Source organism: Flavobacterium sp. AJR (assembly GCF_002156885.1).
GTDB lineage: Bacteria > Bacteroidota > Bacteroidia > Flavobacteriales > Flavobacteriaceae > Flavobacterium.
The window spans coordinates 12582-36803 of record NZ_NCWQ01000024.1; the positions used below are offsets into that span (position 1 = coordinate 12582).

Genomic DNA, 24222 nt, shown 5'->3' on the forward strand with positions numbered 1-24222 from the left:
TAATTATATATTTCAAAACCTATAAATTCTTTTTACTTAATAATACCAACTTTAAGCGCTGTAGCTTTTGCTTCTGGAATTAACGCATTTAAATTAGCAATTCTAGTAGCATCAGATGGGTGTGTACTAAGAAATTCTGGCGTTTGTCCCGAAGATTGAGCCGACATTCTTTTCCAAAAAGCTATAGATTCATCTACGTTATATCCTGCAATTGCCATAAGCGTTAACCCTATCTTATCAGCTTCACTTTCATTATTTCGGCTAAATGGGAGCATCACTCCTACTTGTGAGCCAATTCCATAATATTTTTGCCACATTTCTTGCTTGTCAGCACTCTGGCTACCTGTTACTGCAGCAACTCCTACTGCACCTAATTGTTGTAATTGAGCTGCACTCATACGTTGTGCACCGTGATTAGCCAAAGCATGCGAAACCTCATGCCCTAGAACTGTTGCTAAACCAGCATCATCTTTAGTTACTGGCAAAATACCAGAATAAACTACAATTTTACCTCCTGGCATACACCAGGCATTCACCTCTTTATTATCTACCAATTTATATTCCCAGCGATAATCTTTAAGATATTGAGATTGTCCTAAGTAAGTTAGATATTTCTCGGCTGCTGCTTTAATTTTCATTCCAACAACTTCAACTCGCTTAGCATCGGCAGTTCCTGTAATTACTTTATTTTCTTTAATAAAAGTATTGTACTGCTGAAACGAAGATGGAAATAACTCACTATTAGAAACAAAATTAAGACTCTTTTTTCCCGTAACAGGATTTACTGCACATGAATACACTGAAGCTATAGTGAATATTCCCAACAATAATTTATTTCTCATGACTTTTACATTTAATGACATACAAAAATACGATTATTCTAAATTCATTTTTTATACAATTCGTTTAAAAAATATCATAATTAGATTATTATCCTATGCATCGCACATTTATTAAATTATAACTTATCAATAGATTTTATTAATTGTGTTACTTTTATATTTTTAAAATTTGATTACAACAAAAGCTCCTTAAAACGTATTATAATGTCTAAAAAAAAGCCTAGCCCTGCAGAATCATTAAAAGTTCCTCAATTTATAATATTTACAGGCAAACTCCTTAATTTCATTTCACCTAAGTGGGTTACTTCCTATGCAATAAAACTTTTTATAACTCCAATAAAACATAAAGTTCCGAAAAGAGAACTAGAAATGGATCATAAAAGCATCCAGAATACAATAAAAGTTCCTGCGATTAATAAAGAAGTTGTTGTTTATAAGTTTGGCCAAAGCCAAAAAAAGATTCTATTGGTTCATGGTTGGTCAGGCCGCGGAACGCAATTATTTAAGATTGCCGATGAACTACTTAAGCATGGTTATGAAACCATAAGTTTTGACGCTCCTGCTCACGGAAAATCTCCTGGAAAAACTACTCATATGGTAGATTTTATTGCTTCAATCTTAGAGATTGAAAAACAATATGGTCCTTTTGTAGCTGCAGTCGGGCATTCATTAGGCGGTATGTCTGTATTAAACGCTATTAAGCAGGGACTAAAGATTAATCGAGCAGTACTTATTGGTAGCGGTGATATTGTTCAGGATATTGTTGATGACTTTGTTGCTAAACTAGAATTAAAACCAGAAATAGGCATTCGTTTACGTGACTATTTTGAAGAAAAGCACAACATAAAAATGAATGATTTTTCGGCATATATAGCCGCAGCAGCTGTAACTATTCCTGTCTTGGTTATTCATGATAAAGATGACCCTGAAGTTGCCGTAAAAGCTGGAATTCATATTAATGAACATTTACAAAATGGTACACTAATATTAACTGAAGGATTAGGTCATCGAAAAATATTAGGCAATACTAATGTTATTAATAAAACCGTACAATTTATCGAACATAAGTAACTAATTTTGTTAGTCTTACTTTTTGATAAAATAAATTAAAATAAAACACATGAAATATCCAATCGAAAAAACAGAACAAGAATGGAGAGAGCAACTTGGTAATGACCGTTATCAAGTACTTCGCCAAAAAGGAACTGAACGCCCGCATACTGGAGAATACAATCTTCATTTCGAAAAAGGCGTTTATTGTTGTGGTGCTTGTAATGAACTTTTGTTTGAGAGCAACTCAAAATTTGATGCACATTGTGGATGGCCTTCATTTGACGAATCGATTCCAGGTAAAGTAGAATATATCTCGGATGTGAGCCATGGTATGAAAAGAACTGAAATTTTATGTGCCAATTGCGGAAGTCACTTGGGACATGTATTTAACGATGGTCCGACTGAAACTGGACAACGTTATTGTGTAAATTCCTTATCGATAGATTTTAAAGACAAATAGTCATGGATTTATTTGGAGATTCGCCAAATTGGAAAGAAAATCTAGAGCCTCTTCTTGCTAAATATAAGGGAAGAAAACATCCTTTGGATTATAAAAACACGTATCAGCTGCTTGTAATGCTCATATTGTCTGCACAAGATTCTGATGCAAATATTAACTCCATTGCACCTACATTCTTTGCTAAATATCCAAATATGCAAAGTCTTGCTGCAACAAGTCTGGAAGAACTTTTTGCTGACATTAGTAAAGTTAGAAACTACAGAACGAAAGCGGAATGGTTAATAGAAATTGCAAATACTCTTAAAAAAGATGAAAACATCCCGATGACGATGAAAGATCTGGTTGCTTTAAAAGGTATTGGTCGAAAATCTGCAAATGTAATTTTGAGAGAATCGAAAAAACCTGCAGAAGGAATTATTGCTGATTTACACGTTATACGAGTTGCTCCAAGAATTGGATTAACAAAGGAATCTAAAGACGGTAATAAAGTAGAGAAAGAATTAATGCAGATTTTACCAAAGGATATTTGGGGAGAAATAGGAATGGCAATATCATTTTTAGGAAGAGAAATTTGTCGTCCAAAACCAAAATGCAATGAATGTCTGATTAACTCACATTGCAATTATTATCTCAGTTCTTAAAAATTAATAGAGAAAAAAGATGCACTGCGCTACATCTTTACAAAGCATAAAAAAACCGAGATATATGTCTCGGTTTTTTTATGCTTGCAAAATAATTTTACATTTTTGCTTTCAATGCTTTGTATTCAGCTGTCATTTCAAGTGCGCTGTAAACGTTTAAAAGTGTCTTAGAAATATCCTCATTTTTAGGATCTAACTCAGAAGCTTTTTTAAGATAAGGAATTGTGCTTTTAAAAAGATTATTTCTTTTAGCTTTCAATTCATCATAACGCTTCATATCTTTTGCAGATGTTCCAAGCTTATTCATTTCATCAATTATAGGCTTTTCGTCCTCTAATTTTAATGCAGCCAGGTTAATATAAGCATTAGTATAATCAGGCTTGATTTCGATTACTTTAGTGTAATATTTCTCAGCATCAGCAGCATTTTTAGCATTTCCGCTAAGTACACCTAAATTAAAAAGTAAATCAGGATCGTTTGGATTGTTTTTCAAAACCTCACCGATTAATTTTTTATAAGTCTCAAAGTCCTTAGTTTCTAAGTATAAATTTGCCTCAGTCAAGATTAATGAAGAATCTTCTGGATTAGCAGCTCTAGCTTCAGCTACTGCTTTTTTAGCTTCTTCAATTTTACCACTTTGAACTAGAATAAGAGTGATGTTTTTATAAATCTCACCTCTTTTAGAAGGAGAAACTTCTACTCTTGGTTTTTCATGAGTTCCAATCTTAACAGCAAGATCTCTTTCACTTGCAGTATTAAATGCATTTTCTTCTCCTGAAGCTTTGTTTGTTGCTAAGTAAGCTGTTCCTTTTCCTGAGTAGTTCAGTTTTTTTAATTCTTCATACAAAGGTAAAGCAGCTGTATAGTCTCCTGCATTTACATAAGTAGAAGCAGCATAATACAAATTAATAGTATCCTTTTTGTCTAACAAATAAGCATCATATATTTTTTTTGCACCATCAGCATTTTTATTAGCTTTTGAATCTGCTATAGCTCCATTAATCAATCTTCCTTTGATATCAGTAATTGAAGCAGCAGCCTGAGTTGAATATTTAACTTTTCCTGATGTTTTTTCAGTATCAATTAATGTTTTATATGCATCTGCAGCAAGTAGAAGGTATTTACTTTCTTCTACTCCTTTTTTTGCCATGTCTAAATAAGCATTTCCTTTTACGAAATAATATTGAGCTTGCTCAGTATCTTTTGCATTTACAATTAGGTAATCTGCTGCATCCAGAATAGTAATAGCCGATTTAGAATCGCCATTTTTTAATGCTTTTTCAGCGTCTTTAATTTGATCTTTTTGAGCAAAAGTAGCTACCGATATCAATAATGCTGACGCTAGTATTACATATTTACTTTTCATAATTCTAATTTTTGATTTATTTAAATTGTTTGTTGGGTTCTTATTATTTATTCTTCAGACTCTTCCTCTTCTTCTGAATCATCTCCGTCTTCGTCCTCAACATCATCTTCGTCGTCTTCATCGTCTTCAACAACTCCATCGTCTTCAAGAACTTCTAAATCTGGTTTTACTCTTTCGATAACACTTTCGATAACATTACCATCTTCGTCAACAATAACTTCTGCAACATCATCTTTCATAACTTTAGTAACAGCTGCAATAGAATCTTTACCTTTAAGGTTAATTAATCGAACACCTTGCGTTGCACGACCCATTACACGTAAATCTTCAATAGCCATTCTAATTGTTAATCCAGATTTATTGATAATCATTAAATCATCAGCATCTGTAACTGCGTTAATAGAGATAAGTTTACCTGTTTTTTCGGTAATATTAAGAGTTTTCACTCCTTTTCCTCCACGGTTAGTAATTCTGTAAACATCTTCTCCATCATCATCAACTAATTTAGTACGTTTACCGTATCCGTTTTCAGTTACAACAAGGATTTGTGAATCGTTAACGTTGTCTTTATCAACAGTAACCATACCAATTACTTCATCAGTATCATCTTTTAAGGTAATTCCACGAACTCCAGAAGCTGTTCTTCCCATCGGACGCGTTTTAGTTTCCTCAAAACGAACTAATTTACCTGACTTAACAGCTAAGATAATTTGACTTTCTCCGTTAGTTAATTTAGCTTCAAGTAATTCATCACCATCTTTAATTGTAATTGCAGCAACACCATTTACTCTAGGTTTAGAATATTTCTCTAAAGAAGTTTTCTTAACCTGTCCTTTTTTAGTTACCATTACAAGATTATGACTATTGATATAATCTTTATCTTTTAAGTCTTGTGTACAAATGAAAGCTTTTACTTTATCATCGCTCTCAATGTTTACTAAGTTTTGAATTGCTCTACCTTTTGCCGTTTTACTTCCTTCTGGAATTTCATAAACACGCATCCAGAAACATTTTCCTTTTTGGGTAAAGAACATCATATATTGGTGGTTGGTCGCTACGAACATATGCTCAAGGAAATCCTGATCTCTTGTTCCTGCACTTTTTTGTCCAACTCCTCCTCTATTTTGTGTCTTATATTCTGTTAAGTTTGTACGCTTGATATAACCTGCATGCGAAATTGTAATTACAACATTCTCATCGGCAATTAAATCTTCGATACTTACGTCTCCACCAGAATATTCAATTAATGAACGACGGGCATCTCCGTATTTATCACGGATTTCGATAAGTTCTTCTTTAATCAAATTAGTTCTTAAGTCTACATCTGCTAATAATGCTTTCAAATGATCGATTAATTTCATCAATTCATTATACTCATCTCTTAACTTGTCTTGTTCCAGACCTGTTAATTGACGTAAACGCATCTCTACGATTGCACGTGCCTGAATATCTGATAATTTAAATCTTTCGATTAATTTCTCACGAGCTTCTTCGGTGTTTTTCGAACCTCTTATTAAAGCAATTACTTCATCAATATTATCAGATGCAATAATTAAACCTTCTAAGATATGAGCTCTTTCTTCTGCTTTACGTAATTCAAATCTTGTTCTACGAACTACAACATCATGACGGTGCTCAATAAAATAGTGAATCATATCTTTTAGATTCAACATTTGTGGGCGACCTTTTACCAGTGCAATATTATTTACACTAAAAGAGGATTGTAATGACGTATATTTATATAATGTATTTAAAACTACATTAGGAGTTGCATCACGTTTTAGGATATAAACGATACGCATACCGTTTCTATCCGACTCGTCACGGATATTTGCAATTCCATCGATTTTTTTATCATTTACCAAATCAGCAGTACGTTTGATCATTTCTGCTTTATTAACTTGGTATGGAATTTCGGTAACGATGATACATTCTCTACCATCTACCTCTTCAAAACCTACTTTGGCACGCATTACAATACGTCCTCTACCTGTTTTAAATGCTTCACGAACGCCTTCGTAACCATATATTATACCTCCTGTTGGAAAATCGGGAGCTTTAATATGAGTAATTAATTCGTCAATTTCAATATCGTTATTGTCAAGATACGCTAATGTACCATTGATAACTTCTGTTAAGTTGTGTGGTGGCATATTTGTAGCCATACCAACTGCAATACCTGTTGCTCCGTTAACCAATAAGGTAGGAACTCTGGTAGGCATTACTTTAGGCTCATATAAAGTATCATCAAAGTTCAATTGAAAATCAACTGTTTCTTTTTCGATATCAGCCATTATTTCTTCTGAAATCTTACGCATTCTAGCCTCCGTATAACGCATTGCTGCCGGGCTATCTCCATCTACAGAACCAAAGTTACCTTGGCCATCCACTAATAAATAACGTAAACTCCATTCTTGAGCCATACGTACCATGGCATCATATACTGAAGTATCTCCGTGTGGGTGATACTTACCTAAAACCTCCCCTACGATTCTCGCAGATTTTTTGTGGGCAGATTTTGATGTTACTCCTAAGTCATACATTCCGTAAAGAACTCTTCGATGCACTGGTTTCAAGCCATCTCTAACATCTGGAAGTGCTCTTGATACGATTACTGACATCGAATAATCGATGTAAGCTGATTTCATTTCATCCTCTATGTTAATAGGAATTAACTTTTCTCCTTCAGACATAAGTTGTTATATTAAAAAATTATATTAGTTTCAAAACGTGCCAATATACGCCTTTTTGAAATTTTTGAGGGTATTTTCCCCTACTTATTTCAATGATTTATTAACAACTTTATTTTACATTTTAGTTAATAATTTAAATCTTATTTAACTCTTTTATTATTATTTTTTTCGTCCCTTAGCTGACATGAGTTTCTAATGGGTATGGTTTTTGTTTTTCATACACTAATTCACTAAATTTACAATACTAATTATATATTATGGATGATAATTTTTCACCAAGAGTAAAAGATGTTATTACCTACAGTAAAGAAGAAGCCTTAAGATTGGGTCACGACTTTATTGGTACTGAACATTTGATGCTAGGCATTTTAAGGGATGGAAACGGAAAAGCCATTCATATATTAAATAACCTAGCAGTCGATTTAGAGCATTTACGTAGGAAGGTCGAAATACTGAGCCCTGCCAATCTTAGTGCCGAAGTCAATGTAGAGAAAAAAAACCTGCACCTCACACGTCAAGCTGAGAGAGCGCTAAAGACTACATTTCTAGAAGCCAAAGTATTCCAGAGTTCATCTATTAGTACGGCACACTTGCTTTTATGCATCTTACGAAACGAAAACGATCCAACAACCAAGCTATTGAATAAGCTGAAAATAGATTATGATATAGCTAAAGAACAATACTTAAATATGACTCCAAGCGAAGAAGAATTTTTAGAAAACTTGCCAAGAAACGAATCATATAATGATGATTCAGGACAAGATGACAGTCTTAAAGAAGGAAGTTTTAATAATCCAGCCAATAAGTCCAACAAAAAATCAAAAACACCAGTTCTAGATAATTTTGGGAGAGATTTAACAGAAATGGCAGAGGAAGGAAAACTAGATCCTGTTGTAGGGCGTGAGAAAGAAATTGAACGCGTTTCGCAAATTTTAAGCCGTAGAAAAAAGAACAACCCTTTATTAATCGGTGAACCTGGAGTAGGAAAATCTGCTATTGCCGAAGGACTAGCCTTGCGTATTGTTCAGAAAAAAGTATCCCGTATCTTATTTCACAAACGTGTAGTTACCCTAGACTTAGCAAGCCTTGTAGCAGGAACCAAATATCGTGGTCAGTTTGAAGAACGAATGAAAGCCGTAATGAACGAGTTAGAGAAAAATGATGATATCATCCTTTTTATCGACGAAATTCATACTATCGTTGGTGCTGGAGGGGCAACTGGATCTCTAGACGCTTCGAATATGTTTAAACCTGCCTTATCAAGAGGAGAAATCCAATGTATTGGAGCAACAACACTTGATGAATACAGACAATATATAGAAAAAGACGGTGCTTTAGAGAGACGTTTCCAGAAAGTAATTGTAGAACCAACTTCTGTTGCAGAAACAATTGAAATCTTAAACAACATCAAAGACAAATACGAAGATCACCACAACGTAACATATACTCCAGAAGCAATCGAAGCTTGTGTAAAATTAACAAACCGATACATGTCGGAGCGTTTCTTACCAGACAAAGCTATTGATGCTCTTGACGAGGCTGGATCTCGTGTACATATTACTAATATTGATGTTCCAAAACAAATTCTGGATTTAGAACGCCAACTAGAAGAAGTCCGTGAGCTGAAAAACGTAGTTGTTAAAAAACAAAAATACGAGGAAGCTGCTAAACTTCGCGATGACGAAAAACGTATCGAAAAAGAACTAGCTATAGCTCAGGAACAATGGGAAGAAGACTCTAAAAATAATAGAATTCTTGTAACCGAAGATAATGTTGCCGATGTAGTATCTATGATGACAGGAATTCCTGTAAACAGAATTGCACAAACAGAAAGCAACAAATTAGCCAAACTTCCTGAATTAATTCAAGACAAAGTAATTGGTCAAAACGAAGCTGTTTTAAAAATCGCTCGTTCTATACAACGTAACAGAGCTGGTCTTAAAGACCCAAACAGACCTATTGGATCATTCATTTTCTTAGGACAAACTGGTGTTGGTAAAACACAACTAGCAAAAGTTCTGGCAAAAGAACTATTCGATTCTGAAGATGCTTTAGTACGTATCGATATGAGCGAATACATGGAGAAATTTGCTATTTCTCGTTTAGTTGGAGCGCCTCCGGGATATGTTGGTTACGAAGAAGGTGGACAATTAACCGAAAAAGTTCGTAGAAAACCTTATTGTGTGGTACTTTTAGATGAGATTGAAAAAGCACATCCAGATGTATTTAACATGATGCTTCAAGTTCTAGACGATGGTTATTTAACAGATAGTTTAGGTCGAAAAATTGACTTTAAAAACACTATAATTATCATGACTTCAAATGTTGGAGCAAGACAATTAAAAGATTTTGGTCAAGGAGTAGGATTTGGAACTGCTGCAAAAATTGCTCAAGCCGATGATAATTCTAAAAGCATTATCGAAAATGCATTGAAGAAAACATTTGCACCAGAATTCTTAAACAGAATTGATGATGTTATTGTATTCAATAGCTTAGAGAAAAGCGATATTGATTTGATTATCGAAATTGAACTTAAAAAACTATACTTACGCGTAGAAGAGTTAGGTTACAAATTAAATCTTACTGATAAAGCCAAAGCTTTCATCGCAGATAAAGGTTTCGATAAGCAATTTGGAGCAAGACCATTAAAAAGAGCGATTCAGAAATACGTTGAAGATATATTGGCAGAAGAAATAATTACTTCTAAAATTACTTCAGGCGATGAAATCTTAATTGATTTAAATGAAGAATCACAAGAACTTACTGTTGATGTTCATAAAGCAGAAGAACCAACAAATCAATAATATAATTTATTTTTTATAACAAATCATAAACCCGTTACGTTTTTTATAACATAACGGGTTTATTCTTTATATGAAATCGGTCAATTATTAAAAACAAATATTTACTTTTGATTAAGTAAAACAAATCAAATTATGCTTCAAAATAAAGTCATCTTAGGTAGCGAAGAATGGTGCTCATTTCCTGAATTGGGAATCCCTACAATTAAAGCACGTGTAGATTCGGGTGCAAAAACCTCGGCGATGCATGCCATTAACATAGCTCCTTTTATAAAAAATGATGCAAATTGGGTTAAATTTGATATTAATCCGATACAAAACAATACAAAAACAATAATACATTGCGAAGCTCCGCTAGTAGACAAAAGGGTTGTAAAAAGCTCTAGCGGTTTTAGAGAGCAACGCTATGTTATACAAACCAGCTTAAAAATTGGTGATACTAAATGGCCTATAGAAATGACTTTAACCAATCGAGATTCGATGGGTTTCAGGATGCTTTTAGGTCGAGAAGCAATGAGCGGCAGAGTACTTGTTGATCCTGAGGAAAAATATCTTTTAGGACAACCTTCATCTGATACGCTAAAAGAATTATATCAAAATTCTGAAAAAGCAAGTTCCGGTTTACGGATTGGTCTTTTGGCTAGTAATCCTGAATTATACAGCAACAAAAGAATCATGGAAGCTGGCGAAATGCGAGGTCATGACATGCAGTTTTTGAACATCAAAGAATGCTACATGAAACTCGATGCCAAAACTCCAGAAATTCATTATCGTGGCGGAAAAATTCTAAATGAATTTGATGCTATTATTCCGCGTATTCGCCCAAGCATAACTTTTTATGGCTGTGCATTAACACGCCAGTTTGAAGCCATGAAGGTTTTTTGCTTAAACTCTGCTTCAGCAATAACCCAATCACGCGATAAACTATATTCTTTACAATTATTATTGCATAGCGGAATTGATATTCCGACAACTGGTTTTGCTAATTCTCCTTTGGATACTGACGATTTGATAAAAATGGTTGGAGGCTCTCCTTTAATCGTAAAACTATTAGAAGGAACTCAAGGAAAAGGCGTTGTATTAGCTGAAACAAAAAAGGCTGCAGAAAGTGTTATAAATGCCTTTAAAAGCCTAAATGCTAATATTCTGGTACAAGAGTTCATTAAAGAAGCAAACGGTAAAGATATACGCTGTTTTGTAATCGACGGAAAAGTAGTTGCAGCAATTCAGCGTGAAGCTATGCCTGGTGAATTTAGAGCAAATATTCACTTAGGCGGAACCGCATCGATATTAAAAATAACTAGCGAAGAAAAAAGAATCGCTATAAAAGCTGCCAAAGCAATGGATTTAAAAGTTGCTGGTGTAGATATTATACGTTCATCTAAAGGACCTTTATTACTAGAAGTAAACTCTTCTCCTGGTTTAGAAGGAATTGAAGGAGCTACTAATAAAGATGTTGCCAGTGAAATGATAAAAGCTATCGAAAAGAATTTTAAACTTAGATAAGTTTTTAGTGTACAGTTGCAGTTTACAGTCTCAGTTACTGCAACTGAATACTGTTACTAAACACTGTTACTAAAAAACCGAATACTAAAAAAATGAATCCATATCTCGATATTGTCATCCGCAGTGCTTCGGTTTACTTTTTTATGGTAATCGCATTACGTGTTTTTGGAAAAAAGGAATTATCTCAGCTCAATACTGCCGATGTAATCCTGATATTATTGATTAGTAATGCTGTCCAGAACGCAATGGTTGGTAGCGACACAAGCCTTTTAGGAGGAATTGCCGCAGCAGCCGTATTGTTTATCATTAATTATATTCTAAAAAAACTTACCTACAAATACAAAGGACTACATAATCTTTTGCTAGAAAAACCTGAAGTTCTCATTCATAATGGACATATCGATTTTAAATCGTTAAGTAAATTAAATATATCTTCGGATGAAATTGAAGAAGCTATGCGGGAACATGGTGTAGAACATTATAAAGAGGTAAAATTAGCCATGCTGGAAATAGATGGTACAATAAGTATTATCTCAAAAAGTACAAATCATTTAAAGCAGACAATATACAAGCGAAAACACAATCACAAAAACTTTCAGAAGTAGTTAAAAGTAAGTCGAAAGTTTAAAAGTCATAAAGTCAAAAGGATCAACATCAGTCAAAACAACTAAAACCAAGTAGCTCAAACACAAAAATATTATGCCGGCAATTTTAATAGAAGTTAGAAAAGACTATAACGAAGAAGAAGGTACTAGAATTATCGATGCGGTTCATTCAGCAATGGTAACAGCTTTTCAGATCCCACCTGAAGATAAAACCGTCAGACTTTTAGTTCATCCGCCACATAGATTTGCAGTTTCACCAACTAAAACTCAACCTGAATTATACACTTTAATAAGTGTTGATGCATTTTCGGGACGTTCTATTGATGCGAAAAGAAAACTATTCAGTGAAATGACTAAAAACTTATCTGAATTAGGCATCCCAAAAGACCATGTTTTAATTGTTGTTAGAGACAGTCAGAAAGAAAGTTGGGGTGTTCAAGGAGGACAATCGGCATATGATGTTGATCTAGGATTTAAAGTTGAAGTTTAAAATCGAAATAATCATTAAAATACCTACAAGGTCAAAAAAAACTTTGCAGGAAAGCATAAATCATAAAAAAGAGAATAATTCCAATGAAATTATCCTCTTTTTTTATAGAATTAAAATTACTTTAAGCATCTAGAACCAAATCTTTAATTGTAATATTGGATAGCCCGAACGGCTTAAGTCTGTGGTTTAGATTTACCAAAATATAATCTTGCTCTACAGGAAATCTTTCTGCGATACTTTTATAATGCTTTAAAAGCTTCTTGTCTTCTATCCCATTTAAAGCTTGCAAAGCCGTATGAACAACCCTGTTTGATTCATCATTTAACCCAACAATAAAAGCATCAATATAATTTTCTTTATTACTTAATTGTCCAAGCATATAATATGTAGTAACTTTTATACTCTCATTATCCCTTTCAGTAAAAGGAACTATAAGATAGCTATAATCGATATTCATTTCTTTTAATAAATACGCACAAAAACTAAAAGTTTCGTCGTCTTTTATCATTTCCATATTCGACTCGATTACTCCTAGCCAATCTGAACTTTTGTCTTTTGCATACCAAAATACAAATTGAAAAACATGCAATAAACTCACATCGGCAAAATCAACTAAATAAGGATACGCACGTTCATAATCAAATTTTGTAAGTATCTGAAGTAACTCTTTTTGAATTTCGCCATTACTTATTTTATATTCTTCTTCGATTATATCTAATGTCTCGGCATCTAGCTTTTGCTTGATCAAAATTCCTGTCAAACAATCGCTCTTCACCTCATCAGCATTAGTCGAAAAGTACATTTTTAGAATATCTTGCAAAGAACCTCCTATTCTATACCCAAACCATCCTGCATTATCCTGCATTAAATCACCCGAAATTACTTCGTCAAGCCATCTTTCATACCAATCCAGAAAATTTAATTCGAAAGTAAACTGAGGATTATATCTTTCACTATTAATATTCACAACTCTTCCTTTAAAATCTCCATTTAAAACAATTGCATGATAACAAGAACAACCTTGCTCACCAACAGGCAACAATCCCCCATATATCTTGCCTAATTCCTTTTCATAATCGTCATCTGAAATGGCATCTTCTTCTATATTTTCGATTAAATCGTCCCAATACTTATCTGACATTTTAGGATACAGGATACAATCTCCTTTTAAATACTCCTTAGTATTTTCATAGATTAAATCATTTACATTCTTTCCCAGTGGGTATATTCCGTAAAAAGGTCCTGCAGACGAAAATGAAAACGATTCCCCTCCATTACCAATATTCATTAAAAATGCTTTATAACAATTAGGAAGCTCTACACTGTATTCGGTTTCAAACTTTAATATATCTTCTTTACTTACAACTTCTCCCAAAGCATATTTATGGCTCGAAGCGCCAAATACTTTTAAGTCTTTATCTATCTGTTTAGCTTCAACTAACTTACTTTTAATCCTTTCTATTTGTTCAGCTACGAACTTACTATTCGATTCTTCCATTTTAATCTTTATTCCTTCGTTCAATTTTTAGAATAGAATAAATGTACTCTATTTTAGTTTTTGCACAAATTATTTCAACAAACAAAAAAGCTACAAGATTTTTTACTCCTGTAGCTTTCATTTAATAAATTTAAATTTAATTATTCATAAACCGCATCGCGATTGTAAACCAGTATTTTCGAAACGTTCTCAGCAATTTCCTTACCCAATATTTCTTCAATTACATATAATGTTCCGTCTAAACCCGAAGTGATTCCTGCAGTGGTGAGTACTTCATCATCTAAGACGTATCGTACATTTTCAACAATCTCAATACTTTCATGCATCTTTAAATACTGCATTGCTCCAAAATGAGTAGTTGCTTTTTTATTATTCAATATTCCAGTTGCAGCAAGAATCACAGAGCCTGTACAAACTGAGAATATCAATGCAGCCGCCTTATGTTGACTTTTAATCCATTCGACAATCTCAATATTAGTATCCCCAATCTGCTTTGCTAAAGATGGTTCTGCTCCTGGAATCACTATAATATCTGCCTGTGGAGCATTAGAAAAATTATAAGTAGCTTTGATTTGAAGGATATTACCTTCAGAATATACCAAACTTTCATTAGGGGAAACACTATAGAGCTCAAATCTGTTACCAAAAAAATTAGCTTTAGCAAATACGTCTATAGGGCCATTCAGATCAAGTGCTTCAACTTGATCAAATACTAGAAACGCGACTTTTATTGTTTTTTTTTCGTTGAATTGTGGAAATTTTTTTGATTCCATTTTAAATGATTTTAATTTTAATTATTATTCTACATTTTTAACGCTACGGTTTTATAATAGCAGATTAAAGTCTGATTTCTGAAACTGTATGCGATAAACAGCGGGAGAAATCTGATAATGTTTCATAAATACTCCTCTCATAGTATCTATTGATACAAATCCTACCAGATGTGCTATATTTTTTAGTTCATGATCTGTTTCTTCTAAATATTTTTTCGCCGTTTCTAATCGTACTTTTTCTACGTATTTAGCAGGAGTAATTCCTGTTTCGGCAGTAAAGACTCTATTAAAATTACGCAGACTCATAGCTGCTTTTTCAGCCATATTTTGAACAGTTATCGGCTTATTTAAATTTTCTAATATCCAGAAATGAAGTTTTTTAATAATCATACTATCTACCACAGGCTGTAAGAGAAAGTTACTATACTGACTCTGATTACCATGTCTTTGTAAATACATAACTAATATTTTTGCTATAGAAAGACTTATTTCCTTTCCACAATCTTCTTCTATTAAAGCCAAACACAAATCAATACCAGTTGATGCACCCGCAGCTGTATATATTGAATTTTGTTGTATATAAATAGGTTTCGATTCTACCTGAATTAAGGGATACTTCTTTTTTAGTAAGTCGCAATACATCCAGTGTGTAGTCGCATGTTTACCATTCAACAATCCTGATCCTGCTAATAAAAATGCTCCAACACAAACGGAACAAACACGACGGATTTTGTCTGCATTTTTCTGTAACCATTCCTGAAAAATCAGATAATCCTGTGGTGGAGTTTTAAAGGAAAATCCACTAATAATAAGGGTATCAATTGGCTCAACAATGTCAACAACTTTCTTATCACAACTAAAGTTTAAACCATTAAAATTACCTAAATATAATTCGTCCGTAGGTGATGCAATTACAACATCATAATTAAAAGATTTAAATTGCTTATCCTGTTCTTCAATCAGATGTTTTGCAAGGCGAAATGCATCCATAGGACCTGCAAGATCCAGAATAAGCATATCGGGTATTGCAACAATAACTATCAGTTTTTTTTCCATAATTCAAAGGTATAAACTTCAGATTTGGCGTAAATGCCATTTTTACCTTAATTTATGCCATCCTTGCAATTAACACGAATGAAAACTTCTAAAAAAACTAGTTTTTAAAAAACAAAACAATAACCATTAAATTGTCTTTTATATTATTAAAGCTTCAGAAAGATTAATCTTTTTAAATCAACATATTAATAATAGAAAATAAAATTTAGGTAGTAAAAAACATTCAACAAACAAAAAAAGCTAGTCTCAATAAAGAAACTAGCTTTTTTTATAGGTTTAAAATGCGATTTTGAATCTCACATTTCACAAATACTTTTTTTCTATTATATAAAAATACTAAGTATATAATACACTATTGCAGCTAAAAGTGCCGAAACAGGAATCGTTAATACCCAAGCCCATAATAAACTTACTGTTACACCCCAACGAACGGCAGATACACGTTTTGTTAATCCAACCCCGATGATTGATCCTGTAATAGTATGCGTTGTACTTACTGGTACTTTAAAATGCTCTGTAAAGTATAATGTTAATGCTCCTGCAGTTTCTGCAGCTACACCTTCAAATGAAGTTACTTTAGTGATTTTAGAACCCATTGTTTTTACAATTTTCCAACCACCACTTAATGTTCCTGCTGCAATTGCAGAGTAACAAGCTAAAGGAATCCAAGATGGCATCTTGAATGCTCCGTCATCTGACGGAAGTACCACATCTAACCAAGCATCCATATGTACACCTGGATTTGTATGAATATAAACCGCAACTGCTGCTGCAATAATACCCATTACTTTTTGAGAATCGTTACCACCGTGACCTAAACTAAAAGCAGCCGAAGATAGTAATTGCATTTTTTTCAGTGCTCCATCTGCCTGATGAAGATTTAAACTACTAAATATCAAAGCAAATGCTGAAATTGAATAGATAATAAATCCTACCAAAAACCATTTTATATTATGTGCCTCTAATACAACGCTCCAAAATTCTGAAGACGCAAAACGAGGTTTTCCTCCATCCTTTATGATTGTTTCATAAGGAATCATTTGGTAATAGATAAAAACAGCTGTAAAAATCATTAAAGCAATCGTGAATAACTTTGGTAAAATACTTTTTTTAGAAGAGTTCAATAACCAAATAGAAATTAAATAAGAAGCCAATGCTCCTAACAACGGTGCTAAAACGATAAAAGCAACTATGACGAGAACTCCCGAGGGCATCCCTCCGTCTTTTCCTGCTTTGTACCAGCTTACAATTTGATACCAATATTGTGTGGTACCATCTTCTCCTACATAACCAGAGAAACCATGTACAGCGATTGCATGAGCAATTGCAGCACCAGCAAAACCTCCAATTAAGGTATGAGATGAACTTGAAGGAATTCCTAACCACCAAGTTAATAAGTTCCAACAAATAGCAGCGATAACTCCTGCCAAAATCACAACTAGATTGATTTCCATGGTGTTTGCCGTTTTAGCAACAGTATCTGCTACACCAAAACCGAAAACCCAATAAGCCAAAAAGTTAAAAAATGCTGCCCAAAGAACGGCCTGAAAAGGCGTTAATACCTTTGTAGCAACAACTGTAGCTATAGCATTTGCCGCATCGTGAAAACCATTGATGTAATCAAAGATTAAAGCTAATACTATAATAATTATAAGTAGCGTCATAAAATTATAACTTCAGAATTGAAATAAATTGAATTTAAGAATGTTTTACAGAAATAGATTCTAGTATGTTTGCAACACTCTTACATTTATCTGTTGCAGATTCTAAAACAGATAACACTTCTTTATATTTAATAATATTTTTAGCGTCTGTTTCGTTTTCAAAAATTTCAAAAACTGCTTTGTTATAAACATTATCCGACTTGTTTTCCAGTTTATTAATTCTGGCACACGCATCTTTAATGACTTTGAAATTCTTTAAATTTCTCAATTCTTTTACTGCACTATCAATATTCTGACATGCTTCAAGATTGATTTCAGTCATTTTTCTGATAGATTTTGTAATCTTATCAACCTGATACAACTTCATTCTGCTTGCAGCACCATGTAAATAATCGGCTACGTTATCAATAGAAGTAATCAAAGTATGAATATCTTCTCTATCAAATGGAGTAATGAAGTTTCTGCTTAATTCTAGATTTGTCTGACGAGTAATATCCTCGCCTTTTTGTTCCAATTCATCAATCTTTTGAAAAAGTACTTCTCTTTCTTTCAAAGGAAGATTTACTGCTTCGTGTAAGTTAGAAGCTAACTCAATTAAATTGCTTGATGCTTCTTCAAAAAGTGGAAAGAATTTCTTGTCTTTCGGCACTAAAAATTGGAAAATACTGTTTATTGACATTTTTATATTTTTAATACTGCAAAATTACTTCATTATTCTTTCGCTATGTTAAGCCATTGTTAACAAATCATTTTCAATTTGGAAACTATTCAAGAATGAAATTGTCTTTTCGATATCATAATGTAGGATTCTATCCTCAGTAACCAACGGTACAACTTCGCGATAGCTGCTTAAAAACATCTCGATAAAGTCGCTTGATTTCAACGGATTTCTATAAGCAATTGCTTGCGAAGCATTTAATAATTCAATAGCAAGAATACGCTCCAAATTGTCCATAACACGCAATGCTTTTGTAGCACCATTTGCACCCATGCTCACGTGATCCTCTTGTCCGTTGCTAGAAACTATACTATCTACACTAGATGGTGTTGCTAATTGCTTGTTCTGACTAGCAATACTTGCTGCTGTATATTGCGGAATCATTAATCCTGAATTTAATCCTGGATTATCTACCAAAAATGCAGGAAGATTACGTAATCCCGAAATTAATTGATACGTTCTTCTTTCAGAAATACTTCCTAATTCAGCCAAAGCAATTGCCATAAAATCTAAGGCTAAAGCCAAAGGTTGCCCGTGGAAATTTCCTCCAGAAATGATCTCATCGCTTTCTACAAATATGTTAGGATTATCAGTAACCGAATTAATCTCTGTTTTAAAAACCTTTCTCACATAATCAATCGCATCTTTTGAAGCTCCATGAACTTGCGGAATACAACGGAACGAATATGGATCCTGAACATGCGTTTTTACCTGAGATATGATTTCGCTTCCTTCTAAAAATTCCTTGACACGTTGTGCGGTAACAATTTGTCCTTTATGAGGGCGGATAAAATGAATCAATTCATGAAACGGTTCGATTCTTCCGTCGAAACCTTCCAAAGAAATTGTTCCAATTAAATCGGCTAAATAAGAGAACTTATAAGCTTTCATTAAAATATGAGCTCCGTAAGCACTCATAAACTGTGTACCGTTTAATAATGCTAATCCTTCTTTAGATTTTAATACTATTGGCTCCCAGTTAAAGTGTTTTAAAACTTCACTTGAGTGTACTTTCTTCCCTTCAAAATACACTTCACCTTCACCTAATAACGGCAATGATAAATGTGCTAATGGAGCTAAATCTCCAGACGCTCCAAGTGATCCTTGCGTATAAACAACTGGTAAAATATCATTGTTATAAAAAGAAACCAAACGTTCTAATGTTTGTAATTGTATAGCCGAATGTCCGTAGCTTAATGATTGTATCTTAAGCAATAACATTAATTTTACAATTTCTTGTGGTACCTCCTCACCTGTTCCACAAGCATGAGATTTTACAAGGTTTTCTTGAAGTTTAGATAAATTTTCATTAGATATCTTCACATTACAAAGTGATCCAAATCCTGTATTGATACCATAAATAGGCTCAGAATGTGAAGCCATTTTTTTATCTAAATAATCTCTGCATTTTTGAACATTGATTTTAGCTTCATCAGATAGTTCTAATGTTTTTTGCTCTACGATTATCTCTTGTAATTGCTCTAAATTCAGTAGCTCCGTACTGATATAATGAATGTTGCTCATTTTATATTGTATTTGAATGTCAAAATTCAGCAAATCAATATTAAAAAGCAATGTTTATTGAGGATTATTTAATACTTCTTCTCAAATAAAAAATAAGAAAATGAAAAAACAGTAGTAAAAACAATAAAAGCAACTCTAAATGAGTTGCTTTTATTGTAATTTATATAAACTTTAAAAATCTATTAAATTAATAATAAGTAATAACTGTTTTTTCATTTAGCACTGTTGCAGTAGGTTTTCCATGAAATCTCATTTTTGTTAAAACATAACCATTTTCATTATAGGTATATTCACTTCTCGATAATCTGGTATTGACTACATTTCCATCTTCAGTTACAATAACCGAAGAGCTAGCTTCATTATTAGCACTATTAACACCTATAAGAGTAGTATTAAATCCTAAAATATTTTTTGTAGACATATTTTTTGTGTCATAAACAAAATCTGATGTTTCAACATAGTTAGTCATATCAACGTATGAAGTTGAATGAACATATTTAATCATATTACCTTTTTCATAAGTATAAACCCAGGTGCCCCAATCAGGGTAATCGCTCGTCTCAGTGATTAAACCATCCGTACCGTAAGCATAATTAATTGTATAATCAATAGTTCCATCAAATCCCTTTCTTATCATAGATGTTAAATCTCTTTTTGTATTATATACATATTCATAAGATGACTTAACAGTATTATCAACATTATAGTAGGTTACTTTTGTAATTAAATCCTCGTTATACGTATACTTTGCTGTTACATCATATACAGTTACGGTTTGATCACTTAATCTAGTCGTAGTACTTTTGATCGTTTGGCTTATTATTTTAGTAATATTGGTTGCATCGTAAGTATACGTATACTCAGATTTCGTGTTTTCTCTAGTACTAATTGATTCTACAGTTCTTGTTTTAGGAAGTTCTAATATTACTTTTTCAGAAACTACTCCTTTAGCACTTTCCATACCTCCTGAATTAGCAGTAACAGTATATGTAAAAGAACCAGTAGATGTAAGTACATCTTTAAATTTTGCTTCTGTAAGTGGGGTGGCATTAATTTTTACAGGATTATCGTTTCTGTAAACATTGTACGTAATACCAGTACCTCCCACAACAGACCAGCTTACATCTACTCCACCCCCATTTAATGCTGCTTTTATAGTCAGAGGAGCCACTGGAGCTACTGGAGTAGCTGAACTATCTTCATCACTACTACAAGATGCAAGTATGAAAAAAGATATAAATAACAGAGTAATTTTTTTCTTCATTTTTATTTTTATAATTATTTCGGCGAAAATAGCTAAAATAACCAAAGGTTCTACATGTTAAACATACAATTAAATGAATAATAATCTTTTTTTTAGGATTAATTATAAAATTATATCAATTCTCAAAAATATAAACCACTATAATTTGACAGCAAAATTAAGATGGTAAATATTGAAACGAGAAATTATACTGCATATATGTATTTAACTATTGAAGTTCGATTTGTAAGCGATTTAAACTCATATTGTTGCTCAGACAAAAGAAAACACCCCTCTTAATCTGAGATAAATATATGAATACCCCATTTTGGAGCTTTAAATTTTAACAAATAGTCAGTATTGCAATTTTACCCTCCTGATTATTAAAATATTCGCAAAAACTCAATTTGATTTTTTGCTCTTTAGAAAAACCTGTACATTTGAAAAATCAAAAATGAAAGATAACAGTATAAAATATCACTCTTCGATAACAACTCAAAACTGGGTTGCAATTACTGCTACAACAACTTCTACAATTACTACTACCCCTTAGGGGTATACATTTTTACATATAATCCGGTTATCCATACTTTTTTTCCAGAAAGAAGAAAAGCATTGAATACGTATAAACACTTGTATTTATAAAATAAAAAACACAAAATGAGAATATTAAAATTTGGTGGAACTTCGGTCGCCAATGCCGAAAATATAAAAAGAGTTTTAGAAATTGTAAACCAAAAATCAGAACAAGATCAATTAGTAGTTATTGTTTCAGCTTTAAGCAAAGTAACCGATTTACTTCAGGCTGCTGCTACAAAAGCAGCTTCTAATGACGAAAGTTTTAAAGATATAGTTGCAGAAATAGAGAAAAAGCATTTAGATACGTTAAAAGCTCTGATTCCTGTTAGCGAACAAAGTAGCTTATTAAGCCACGTAAAAAGAATTATAAATCATCTTGAAACTTTACTTGACGGATGTTTCTTATTAGGAGAATTATCCAATAGAACATCTGATACTATCTTGAGTTTTGGTGAATTGCTTTCTTCTTATATTATTGCCGAAGCTTTAAAACAAACTAATAAAAATAGTGGCTACAAAGACAGCCGCGAACTTATAAAAACCAATAACCATTTTGGAAAAGCCGCTGTAAACTTTGAAGTTACAAATCAATTAATTCGTGATTACTTTGCTACAAATGAATCTCAAGTCGTTATCATGCCTGGTTTTATAGCTTCGTCACTAGATGGAATCATTACAACATTAGGTCGTGGCGGGTCTGATTATACTGCTGCAATTCTGGCAGGCGCACTGAATGCTAAAGGACTGGAAATATGGACTGACGTAAACGGAATGTACACTGCCAATCCTAAAATTGTAAAACAAGCACATCCTATTGCAACTATTTCTTATCAGGAAGCGATGGAATTATCGCATTTTGGTGCCAAGGTGTTATATCCACCTACAATCCAACCCGTTTTAAGAAAAAACATTCCTATTGTAATCAAGAATACTTTTGAACCAGAATCGGAAGGAACTTATATTTCGAATCAAGTTTCATCAAAAGATACTATTGTAAAAGGAATTAGTCATATCGATAACATTTCGCTAATAACTCTTGAAGGTTCAGGTATGATTGGTGTTTCGGGTTCTTCAAAACGTCTTTTTGAAGTTTTGTCTAACGAAAGTATCAATGTTATTTTCATTACTCAAGCATCATCGGAGCATTCTATTTGTATCGGTATTTTAAATGCTGATGCCGAAAATGCAGAACAAGCAATTAATGGTGCTTTTGAAGTAGAAATTACCCAAAATAAAGTGGATCCTTGTATTGTTGAGAAAAACCTTTGCATCATTGCTTTGGTTGGTGAAAACATGAAAAACCACCAAGGTTTAAGCGGAAGAATGTTTAGTACTCTAGGTAAAAACAACGTAAATATTCGTGCCATTGCTCAAGGTGCATCCGAGAGAAATATCTCGGTTGTAATTAATGAGCGTGATGTAAAAAAAGCATTGAATACCCTACACGAAAACTTCTTTGAAGAGAATACTAAACAACTCAACTTATTTGTAATGGGAGTTGGAAACGTGGGAGAAAAATTCATCGAGCAAATTCACAACCAAAGAAAGTTTTTGAAAGAAAACCTAAAGATAAATGTTCGTGTTATTGCTTTATCTAATTCGAGAAAAATGATTTTCGACGAAGATGGCATTTCACTTAAAGAATGGCAATCGGATCTTGAGAATGGAGAAACTGCCAATAAAGATGCTTTTATAGAACGTGCAAAAGAACTGAATTTACGTAATAGTATTTTTGTTGATATCACAGCAAATGCAACTGTTTCTGAAACTTACGAAGAGTTCTTAAAACAAAGTATTGCAGTAGTAACTTGTAATAAAATTGCTTGTTCATCTGAATATGCTAATTATAAAAAACTAAAAAATTTATCACGCCAGTTTAACGCCCCGTTTTTATTCGAAACCAATGTTGGCGCTGGTTTACCAATTATAGATACAGTAAAAAACTTAATCGCATCTGGTGATAAAGTACATAAAATTCAGGCTGTTTTATCAGGAAGTTTGAATTTTATCTTTAATAATTTTGATAAAGACAACTCCTTCCTCGATGTGGTAAAAGAAGCCGGAGTTCAAGGATTTACTGAGCCTGACCCTAAAATTGACTTAAGCGGAATTGATGTTGCCAGAAAAATTTTAATCTTAATTAGAGAAAGTGGTTATGAAATGGATATTGATGCTATTGCAAATGAATCTTTCATGCCTGCAGAATCTCTTGCAACAACTACAAATGAAGCTTTCTTTGAATCATTAAAGAAACATTCAGCTCATTTTGAATCTATTTATGATGAAGCTTTAAGTAAAGATTCAAGGTTAAAATATGTAGCTCAATTCGAAAACGGAAAAGCAAGCGTAGGATTGCAATTTATCCCAAAAGACCATCCGTTCTATAATCTGGAAGGAAAAGATAATATTGTATTGTTTTACACCGACCGTTATGTTGATCAGCCGCTACTTATAAAAGGTGCTGGTGCTGGTGCTGCAGTTACTGCTTCGGGAATTTTTGCAGATGTAATTCGAATAGGAAATAATTAATTTTAAGATGCTAAGACGCTAAGGTTCTGAGTTTTTTAAAAGGTTCTAAGTTGTTAAGTGACTGAGATACTAAGTGAAAAATATTAGAAATTTACTTCTTAGACTTTAAATAAAAGATATAAAGAGACCTATACGCAAAGTAAAAGCTTAGAAACTTAGCGACTTAGAACCTCAGAAACTT

18 protein-coding genes are annotated in these 24222 nt (G+C 33.0%); 8 read left to right on the forward strand and 10 right to left on the reverse strand.

Annotated elements, in window-relative coordinates:
- Window positions 1–32: 32 nt before the first annotated feature.
- On the reverse strand, window positions 33–842 hold the full coding sequence (locus B8T70_RS07960) for a M48 family metallopeptidase (protein WP_039114596.1): 810 nt from the start codon (window positions 840–842) through the stop codon (window positions 33–35).
- A 204-nt stretch (window positions 843–1046) separates the two neighbouring features.
- Between B8T70_RS07960 and B8T70_RS07965 the strand changes: the two genes are divergently transcribed.
- The 3 genes from B8T70_RS07965 to nth are packed head-to-tail and all read left to right on the forward strand — an operon-like array spanning window position 1047 to window position 2996.
- Entirely contained in the window at window positions 1047–1913 is an 867-nt protein-coding gene (locus tag B8T70_RS07965; protein WP_039114598.1) for an alpha/beta hydrolase, read from the forward strand.
- 49 nt (window positions 1914–1962) lie between these two features.
- The gene (gene msrB, locus B8T70_RS07970; RefSeq protein WP_039114599.1) at window positions 1963–2355 is read left to right on the forward strand and encodes a peptide-methionine (R)-S-oxide reductase MsrB; all 393 of its coding nucleotides are present in this window, start codon (window positions 1963–1965) and stop codon (window positions 2353–2355) included.
- 2 nt (window positions 2356–2357) lie between these two features.
- Window positions 2358–2996, forward strand: coding sequence for an endonuclease III (gene nth / locus B8T70_RS07975; protein ID WP_086894537.1), 639 nt, complete (start codon window positions 2358–2360; stop codon window positions 2994–2996).
- Window positions 2997–3093: 97 nt separating this feature from the next.
- On the opposite strand, the gene B8T70_RS07980 is transcribed toward nth, so the two are convergent.
- Both B8T70_RS07980 and gyrA read right to left on the reverse strand, forming a co-directional pair.
- Entirely contained in the window at window positions 3094–4362 is a 1269-nt protein-coding gene (locus B8T70_RS07980) for a tetratricopeptide repeat protein (protein ID WP_039120423.1), read from the reverse strand.
- A gap of 47 nt (window positions 4363–4409) precedes the next feature.
- Window positions 4410–7055 (reverse strand): DNA gyrase subunit A, encoded by a 2646-nt coding sequence (gyrA, locus tag B8T70_RS07985; RefSeq protein ID WP_039114604.1) that lies wholly within the window; start codon window positions 7053–7055, stop codon window positions 4410–4412.
- A 257-nt stretch (window positions 7056–7312) separates the two neighbouring features.
- Between gyrA and B8T70_RS07990 the strand changes: the two genes are divergently transcribed.
- The 4 genes from B8T70_RS07990 (at window position 7313) to B8T70_RS08005 (ending at window position 12457) form a co-directional block, all read left to right on the forward strand.
- Window positions 7313–9859, forward strand: coding sequence for an ATP-dependent Clp protease ATP-binding subunit (locus B8T70_RS07990; protein WP_039114606.1), 2547 nt, complete (start codon window positions 7313–7315; stop codon window positions 9857–9859).
- Window positions 9860–9991: 132 nt separating this feature from the next.
- Window positions 9992–11362, forward strand: coding sequence for a 30S ribosomal protein S6--L-glutamate ligase (gene rimK, locus B8T70_RS07995; RefSeq protein ID WP_039114607.1), 1371 nt, complete (start codon window positions 9992–9994; stop codon window positions 11360–11362).
- Between the two features lie 92 nt (window positions 11363–11454).
- Window positions 11455–11967, forward strand: coding sequence for a DUF421 domain-containing protein (locus tag B8T70_RS08000; protein ID WP_039114609.1), 513 nt, complete (start codon window positions 11455–11457; stop codon window positions 11965–11967).
- Window positions 11968–12061: 94 nt separating this feature from the next.
- Window positions 12062–12457, forward strand: a complete 396-nt coding sequence (locus B8T70_RS08005; protein WP_086894538.1) for a tautomerase family protein — start codon at window positions 12062–12064, stop codon at window positions 12455–12457.
- 121 nt (window positions 12458–12578) lie between these two features.
- Here the strand turns inward: B8T70_RS08005 and B8T70_RS08010 are convergent, their stop codons facing one another.
- From B8T70_RS08010 to B8T70_RS08040, 7 genes are all read right to left on the reverse strand, one after another.
- Entirely contained in the window at window positions 12579–13979 is a 1401-nt protein-coding gene (locus B8T70_RS08010) for an SMI1/KNR4 family protein (RefSeq protein WP_242667438.1), read from the reverse strand.
- A 116-nt stretch (window positions 13980–14095) separates the two neighbouring features.
- Window positions 14096–14728 (reverse strand): DJ-1/PfpI family protein, encoded by a 633-nt coding sequence (locus B8T70_RS08015; protein ID WP_086894540.1) that lies wholly within the window; start codon window positions 14726–14728, stop codon window positions 14096–14098.
- 51 nt (window positions 14729–14779) lie between these two features.
- Window positions 14780–15784 carry a GlxA family transcriptional regulator gene (locus B8T70_RS08020; protein ID WP_086894541.1) on the reverse strand — a complete coding sequence of 335 codons (1005 nt, stop codon included), beginning with the start codon at window positions 15782–15784 and terminating at the stop codon, window positions 14780–14782.
- Between the two features lie 323 nt (window positions 15785–16107).
- The gene (locus tag B8T70_RS08025; RefSeq protein ID WP_039114616.1) at window positions 16108–17448 is read right to left on the reverse strand and encodes an inorganic phosphate transporter; all 1341 of its coding nucleotides are present in this window, start codon (window positions 17446–17448) and stop codon (window positions 16108–16110) included.
- A gap of 34 nt (window positions 17449–17482) precedes the next feature.
- Window positions 17483–18127, reverse strand: a complete 645-nt coding sequence (locus B8T70_RS08030) for a DUF47 domain-containing protein (protein ID WP_035627329.1) — start codon at window positions 18125–18127, stop codon at window positions 17483–17485.
- Between the two features lie 48 nt (window positions 18128–18175).
- Window positions 18176–19690, reverse strand: coding sequence for a histidine ammonia-lyase (gene hutH, locus B8T70_RS08035; RefSeq protein WP_086894542.1), 1515 nt, complete (start codon window positions 19688–19690; stop codon window positions 18176–18178).
- Window positions 19691–19877: 187 nt separating this feature from the next.
- On the reverse strand, window positions 19878–20954 hold the full coding sequence (locus tag B8T70_RS08040; RefSeq protein WP_039119598.1) for a hypothetical protein: 1077 nt from the start codon (window positions 20952–20954) through the stop codon (window positions 19878–19880).
- A 639-nt stretch (window positions 20955–21593) separates the two neighbouring features.
- On the opposite strand from B8T70_RS08040, the gene thrA reads away from it, so the two are divergent.
- Window positions 21594–24041 (forward strand): bifunctional aspartate kinase/homoserine dehydrogenase I, encoded by a 2448-nt coding sequence (gene thrA / locus B8T70_RS08045; RefSeq protein ID WP_086894543.1) that lies wholly within the window; start codon window positions 21594–21596, stop codon window positions 24039–24041.
- The last annotated feature ends 181 nt before the right edge of the window (window positions 24042–24222 follow it).

Coding starts and splice junctions, on each gene's coding strand:
- hutH (WP_086894542.1), bottom strand. CDS start 19,690: ATGAGCAACATTCATTATATCAGTACGGAGCTACTGAATTTAGAGCAA.
- gyrA (WP_039114604.1), bottom strand. CDS start 7,055: ATGTCTGAAGGAGAAAAGTTAATTCCTATTAACATAGAGGATGAAATG.
- B8T70_RS07965 (WP_039114598.1), top strand. CDS start 1,047: ATGTCTAAAAAAAAGCCTAGCCCTGCAGAATCATTAAAAGTTCCTCAA.
- B8T70_RS08025 (WP_039114616.1), bottom strand. CDS start 17,448: ATGACGCTACTTATAATTATTATAGTATTAGCTTTAATCTTTGATTAC.
- B8T70_RS08000 (WP_039114609.1), top strand. CDS start 11,455: ATGAATCCATATCTCGATATTGTCATCCGCAGTGCTTCGGTTTACTTT.
- B8T70_RS08015 (WP_086894540.1), bottom strand. CDS start 14,728: ATGGAATCAAAAAAATTTCCACAATTCAACGAAAAAAAAACAATAAAA.
- B8T70_RS08040 (WP_039119598.1), bottom strand. CDS start 20,954: ATGAAGAAAAAAATTACTCTGTTATTTATATCTTTTTTCATACTTGCA.
- B8T70_RS08020 (WP_086894541.1), bottom strand. CDS start 15,784: ATGGAAAAAAAACTGATAGTTATTGTTGCAATACCCGATATGCTTATT.
- msrB (WP_039114599.1), top strand. CDS start 1,963: ATGAAATATCCAATCGAAAAAACAGAACAAGAATGGAGAGAGCAACTT.
- nth (WP_086894537.1), top strand. CDS start 2,358: ATGGATTTATTTGGAGATTCGCCAAATTGGAAAGAAAATCTAGAGCCT.
- thrA (WP_086894543.1), top strand. CDS start 21,594: ATGAGAATATTAAAATTTGGTGGAACTTCGGTCGCCAATGCCGAAAAT.
- B8T70_RS08005 (WP_086894538.1), top strand. CDS start 12,062: ATGCCGGCAATTTTAATAGAAGTTAGAAAAGACTATAACGAAGAAGAA.
- B8T70_RS07990 (WP_039114606.1), top strand. CDS start 7,313: ATGGATGATAATTTTTCACCAAGAGTAAAAGATGTTATTACCTACAGT.
- rimK (WP_039114607.1), top strand. CDS start 9,992: ATGCTTCAAAATAAAGTCATCTTAGGTAGCGAAGAATGGTGCTCATTT.
- B8T70_RS07980 (WP_039120423.1), bottom strand. CDS start 4,362: ATGAAAAGTAAATATGTAATACTAGCGTCAGCATTATTGATATCGGTA.
- B8T70_RS08030 (WP_035627329.1), bottom strand. CDS start 18,127: ATGTCAATAAACAGTATTTTCCAATTTTTAGTGCCGAAAGACAAGAAA.
- B8T70_RS07960 (WP_039114596.1), bottom strand. CDS start 842: ATGAGAAATAAATTATTGTTGGGAATATTCACTATAGCTTCAGTGTAT.